The 5,412-nt window shown below is 72.5% G+C and carries 3 protein-coding genes; all 3 read left to right on the top strand.

Annotated elements, in window-relative coordinates; translation table 11 throughout:
- Positions 1–1,317: PEGA domain-containing protein (locus D7W79_RS38305; RefSeq protein WP_147442268.1), on the top strand; the 1,317-nt coding region annotated here is incomplete at its 5' end.
- Between the two features lie 28 nt (positions 1,318–1,345).
- Positions 1,346–2,554: a PEGA domain-containing protein gene (locus D7W79_RS38300; RefSeq protein ID WP_120530197.1), complete on the top strand. Its 1,209-nt coding sequence runs from the start codon at positions 1,346–1,348 to the stop codon at positions 2,552–2,554.
- 48 nt (positions 2,555–2,602) lie between these two features.
- Complete coding sequence (sppA, locus tag D7W79_RS38295) at positions 2,603–5,086, top strand: signal peptide peptidase SppA (RefSeq protein ID WP_120530196.1); 2,484 nt, start codon at positions 2,603–2,605, stop codon at positions 5,084–5,086.
- Positions 5,087–5,412 lie beyond the last annotated feature (326 nt).

Raw genomic sequence — 5,412 nt, 5'->3', positions numbered from 1 at the left:
CAGACCTTCACCCCTCCGGATGAAGTGGCCCCCGCGTCGGACGCGCCCGTGGCGCCCAAGGCGGCCACCCAGGCCCCGGTCGCCCCGGCCACGCCCAGCCTCCCGAAGATGGCCGACGTTCCGGCCGCGGTGGTGCGCTCGGCGCCGTCCAACGCCGTCGCCATCTTCGGCGTGGCCCGCCAGTCTGCCGCGACGGACTCCGCGGCGAAGCTGGAGGACACGCTCACCCGGAAGCTGGGCAGCGCGGGTGACATCCAGTTCGTGGACCTGGCCAGCGCCTTCCCGCCGCCGGAGCCGCAGGCCAACCCCAAGGCGGACGCCCTCTTCGACGAAGGCCGCGCGGCGTACGACAACCTGGACCCGGACACCGCGGCGGTGAAGTTCAAGGCGGCCGCGGAGGCCTACGTGCAGCGCCCCGGCGACCTGCGCCCGGAGAAGCTGGGTGAGACGTACCTCTTCCAGGGCGCGGCGCAGCTGCTCAACGGCGACGTGGCGGGCGCGAAGGCGGCCTTCACGAACGCGCTGCTGGCGGAGCCGTCGCTGCGCCCGGACGCGGGCCTGTTCGGCCAGGACGTGCAGCGGGTGTTCGCGGAGGCCCAGACGGAGCTGAACGCGCAGCCGCAGGGCACGCTGGCGGTGACGTCCCAGCCGCAGGGCGCGCGCGTGCTGGTGCGCGGCCGCGAGGTGGGCGTGACGCCGCTGTCCGGCGCGAAGCTGGCCCCGGGCCACTACCCCGTGCAGGTGGTGCTGCCGGGCTACGCCCCGTTCGCGACGTACGCGGAGGTGAAGCCGTCCGCCCCCACGGAGCTGAAGACGAAGCTGGCCTCCGCGCCGGGCCTGTCCGCGCTGCGTGACGCGGCGGCGAAGGCCGGCACTGAAGCCGCCTTCGATGCGGACGGCGTGCCGCCGGAAGTGGGCGCCATCGGCGAGCGGCTCAACGCCCGCTACGTGGTGCTGGCCGCGTCCTTCCAGGACAAGAAGGGCCGCCTGCACGGCGAGGTGCAGGCGTGGGACCTGCGCACGAAGAACCGCCTGCGCGGCGTGGAGGTGGACTTCACCAGGCGCGACGGCAAGGGCAGCCCCGACGCCGCCGCGGACCAGCTGCACACCTTCCTCGCGGGCGCGGCCCTGCCCCAGAACCGCAAGGACGAGAAGGACTCCGTGTCCTCCAGCGACTCCGTGCTGCGCAAGCCCTGGTTCTGGGCGGCGGCGGCGGGCGTGGCGGCCGTGACGGCGGGCGTGGTGTACGTGGCCACGACGGACCGCGGCTCCGGCTTCAACCCGGTGAATGGTCTGCCCGGTGGAATTTCCTTCTAGGCCGGGCGTCAAGCGCACAGGACTCCTCATGAAAGCCCTTCCGCTCGCGCTCGTGCTGTTGCCCGCCCTGGCGCTGTCCGCCTCGCCTCCGGCGGGCCGCATCTCCGCGCTGCTCATCCCCATGGACCCGACGTCCGAGTCCTCCGGGGTGCAGATGGAGAGCTACATGAACGAGGCGCTCGGCAACTTCGCCAGCTACTCCGTGCGAAAGCCGCGCGACCTCTTCGGCCTGCCGGACGACCCTGCGGCGCAGGCGTCCTTCCAGCGCGCGAAGAAGGGCTACGAGGAGAGCCTCAAGGCCTTCGAGGCGCGCGACTACGAGGACGCGGAGCGCAAGGTGCGCGCCACCCTCAAGGAGCTGGAGGGCTCCGTCGCGTCCATGACGTCCTGCTTCCCGCTGTGCGACGCGCTGGCGCTGCACGGCGCCATCCTCCAGCTGCGGGGGGACGTGGAGGAGGCGAAGCTGCTGCTCATCGACCTGATGGCGCTCAATCCCACCTTCGAGCTGAACCCCAAGCGCTTCAGCCGGGACTTCATGACCCTGCGCGTGCAGGTGGCCACGAGCCGCACCTCGCAGCTGCGCGGCAGCGCCACCTTCAAGTCCCGGCCCGCGGGCGCCCGCGTCTACGTGGACGGCGAGGCGGTGGGCTACACGCCGGTGACGCTGCCCACGCTGCCGGTGGGCAAGCACCTGGTGCGCATGGAGCGGCCGGGCTTCCGCCAGTTCGGGCAGATCGCGGAGGTGACGCCGGACGACGTGGAGGTCAGCACCACGCTTTCGCCGACGGCCACCTACAAGGCCTATGACGCGCAGCTGGACAAGGTGGTGCCGGACGTGGCGCGCCCCAGCGACAAGCCGGCCAACGCCGTCGTCGCGCTGGGCAAGTCGCTGAGCCTGGACCGCGCGATGGTGGGCACCGTGCGCGTCATCCCGGAGCGCGGCACGGAGCTGGCGGTGGGCCTCTTCGACGTGAAGAGCGGCAAGCGCCTGGGCTCGCGCAAGCTGGTGCTCCAGGGCGACGAGTACGGTCAGCTCAAGATGGAGATGGAGCGGGTGGTCAACCAGCTCATCAACAGCGAGGGCGAACAGGTCATCAAGAAGCGCGACCCCTTGGACAACCGCAGCGGCGCGGAGGACTGGGGTTCGGAGGACCGGGGCGGCAACTCCCGACAGTCCGTCAAGAAGCACTCCGGGGATGATCCGCTGGATAACGTGTCGGGTACCGAGGACTGGTAGCACGCGGCGCTTGTCCCGGGACGGCTCCCCTCTAGAGTCCCGGGCCGTATGCGCCACCTGCCGCTGCTCGCCCTCCTCCCCAGCCTCGCGCTTGCCCAGACGGGCGCCGTCGACCGCGCCCCCGCCCCGCCCCTGGGCGTCACGCTGCCGCCCACCAACGCGGCGCTCATCGACGAGGCGCCCGCCCTGTCCCTCAACCCCGCGGGCCTGGGCTTCCAGGACGCGGGGCAGCTCTTCTACCTCCACGAGCGCAACCTCGAATCCGACTCCGTCGGAGACGCCGTGTTCCTGGGCACGCGCATCCTGGGGCTTGGCGCAGGCTTCTCCCTGGAGTGGATCCGCGGGGAGAACGCGCCGGACTACCGCAAGACGTCCTTCGGCCTGTCGCTGGGGCCTCGCACGCTGCAACTGGGCGCCTCGCTGCACGACTTCAGCTCGGATGACCGCCGCATCGGCGGATTGACGAGCTGGGACGTGGGCCTCACCGCGCGCCCCTTCCGCGCCCTGTCGCTGGCCGCGGTGGCGAAGGACGTGAACGCGCCGGAGCAGGACGGCCTCAAGCTGCCGCGCCGCTACAACTTCGGCCTGGGCCTGCGCCCGCTGGGCGAGCGCTACACGCTGGGCGTGGACTGGCTCTTCGCGGAAGGCGGCTTCCGGGAAGGACTGGCCACGTACACGCTCCAGGCGGAGGTGGTGCGCGGCCTGAGGCTGAGCGGCGGCCTGTCCCACGGCTTCGTCAGCGGCATCCCGCTGGCGCTCCAGGTCGCGGCCACGGTGGACCTGGGCCACGCGGGCCTGACGTACGCGGCGGGCGGCGCGGGGGACGGCCTGGACCACGTGCTGCAGCTTCGCCTGTCGTCGGAGCGCTACCGCTCCGTGCATGGCGGCGGCGGCGTGGTGGCGCTCGTGGACCTGGACGACATGCTGGCGGGCGGCGTGAGCCCCGCGCTGGCGCTCCTGGGCGTGAGCGAGACGGACCCGTACCTGCGCCTGATGAAGTTCCTGGACCTGGCCACGCGCGACGAGCGGCTCAAGGGCGTGGTGCTGAAGATGGAGGGCCTGCCTGGCGTGGGCTGGGGCACGGCGGAGGAGCTGCGCCAGTCGCTGCTCAAGCTGCGCGAGGCGGGCAAGAAGGTCGTGGTGGTGATGCTGTCCGGGGATGACCGCAGCTACCTGGTGGCGTCCGCGGCGGACAGCGTCTACGCGCTGACGGAGGCGTCGCTGCCCATCAACGGCCTGGCCGCCACGGTGACGTCGCTGGGCGGCACCATGGAGAAGCTGGGCGTGCACTGGGACGTGGCGCGCGTGGGTGAGTACAAGACGGCGATGGAGCAGTTCACCCGCTCCGACATGAGCCCCGCGGAGCGCGAGACGCTGGACGCGTACCTGGACGCGCAGGTGGCGCACTACGAGAAGGCCGTGGAGGCGGGACGCAAGCTGCCCCCGGAGAAGCTGCGCGCCGCGTGGGCCCAGGGCATCCTGTCCTCGAAGCGGGCGCAGGCGGCGGGCCTGCTGGACGGCGTGGTGTCCGCGACGGAGCTGGACGCGCGCGTGGCGGAGTGGTTCCCCGGCCTGCGCTTCCATTCGTCTTACTCGCCGCGCGACGAGCGCGAGGACCGCTGGGGCCTGCGCCGCCGCATCGCGGTGGTGCCGGTGCTGGGCGACATCACCGGGGGCCGCAGCCGCGAGGATCCGCTGGGCTTCGCGCAGCTGGCGGGCGCGGAGACGGTGGTGCGCGCGCTGCAGGAGGCGCAGGAGGACCCGTCCGTGGTGGCCATCGTCCTGCGCGTCGACTCCGGCGGCGGCGACGTGCTGGCGTCGGACCTGATGTACCGCGCGGTGCTGGAGGCGAAGAAGCACAAGCCCGTCGTCGCCTCCATGGGCGACGCGGCGGCCTCCGGCGGCTACTACGCGGCGGTGGCGGCGGACGAGGTGCTGGCGGAGCCCACGACGCTCACGGGCAGCATCGGCGTCTTCTACCCGAAGCCCGCGCTGGAGGGCCTGGGCATGAAGCTGGGGGTGAACCAGGAGACGCTCAAGCGCGGCGACCTGGCGGACCTCCTGGAGTGGTGGAAGCCGTGGACGCCCGAGCAGCAGGCCGCGGTGCAGACCTGGGTGGACGACTCCTACGACACGTTCATCACGGAGGTCGCCCGCAACCGGAAGATGGACAAGGCGAAGGTGGACGCCGTGGCCCGGGGCCGCGTGTGGAGCGGCACGGACGCGCTCGCCCGGGGGCTGGTGGACGGGCTGGGCGGCCTGCCGGAGGCCGTCGCGTCGGCGCGCAAGCGCGCGAAGGTGCCCCCCGCGGAGGAGCTGGACCTGGACGTCATGGGAGACGCGCGCGGCTTCTTCTCCGGCCTGGGCGGAGAGCCCGGCGTGCACGCGCTGGCGGGGCTGCTCCTGCCTGAGCTGCCGGAGCGTCCGCCGGAGGCGCTGTCCGTGCTCGCCCGGGAGGTGGGGCTGGGGTCGCCCGAGCTCCTGCGCCCCGGGCTGAAGGCCATGATGCCCTTCCGCGTGCGCATCCGCTGAAGGGCGGCGGGAGCCCCTGGGGAGGTCGTCGGGTGGACAGCTTGGGCACACCGGCGGCGAAATTGCGGGCGCCCCATCCGGGCGCTCTGTTAGGGTGGTGAGTGCCTCCCGGCCGGCGCTAGGGCCGTCGGGGGGTTTCAGGAACCGGCGGTTTCGGCCTTCTCGCAGGCCCCGCGTCCGGCTTCCTGTCCCAAAACCTGCTTCCTGACGTCCCCGGCGGCCCCCTGAGGTCGCCGCCCTCAAGGGCCGTCACGCGTGGAGCCCCATGAGCGAGAATTCCGACCTGTCTCTTATACCCATCTCCGAGCCCACGAGACATGCGCAGT

Origin of the sequence: Corallococcus exercitus, from assembly GCF_003611585.1 — a bacterium.
GTDB lineage: Bacteria > Myxococcota > Myxococcia > Myxococcales > Myxococcaceae > Corallococcus > Corallococcus exercitus.
This window is presented reverse-complemented; position numbering and strand designations above follow the sequence as displayed.

What these genes read in the sequence shown, in the direction of transcription:
- D7W79_RS38300 (WP_120530197.1), top strand. Translation starts at nt 1,346, where the DNA reads ATGAAAGCCCTTCCGCTCGCGCTCGTGCTGTTGCCCGCCCTGGCGCTG.
- sppA (WP_120530196.1), top strand. Translation starts at nt 2,603, where the DNA reads ATGCGCCACCTGCCGCTGCTCGCCCTCCTCCCCAGCCTCGCGCTTGCC.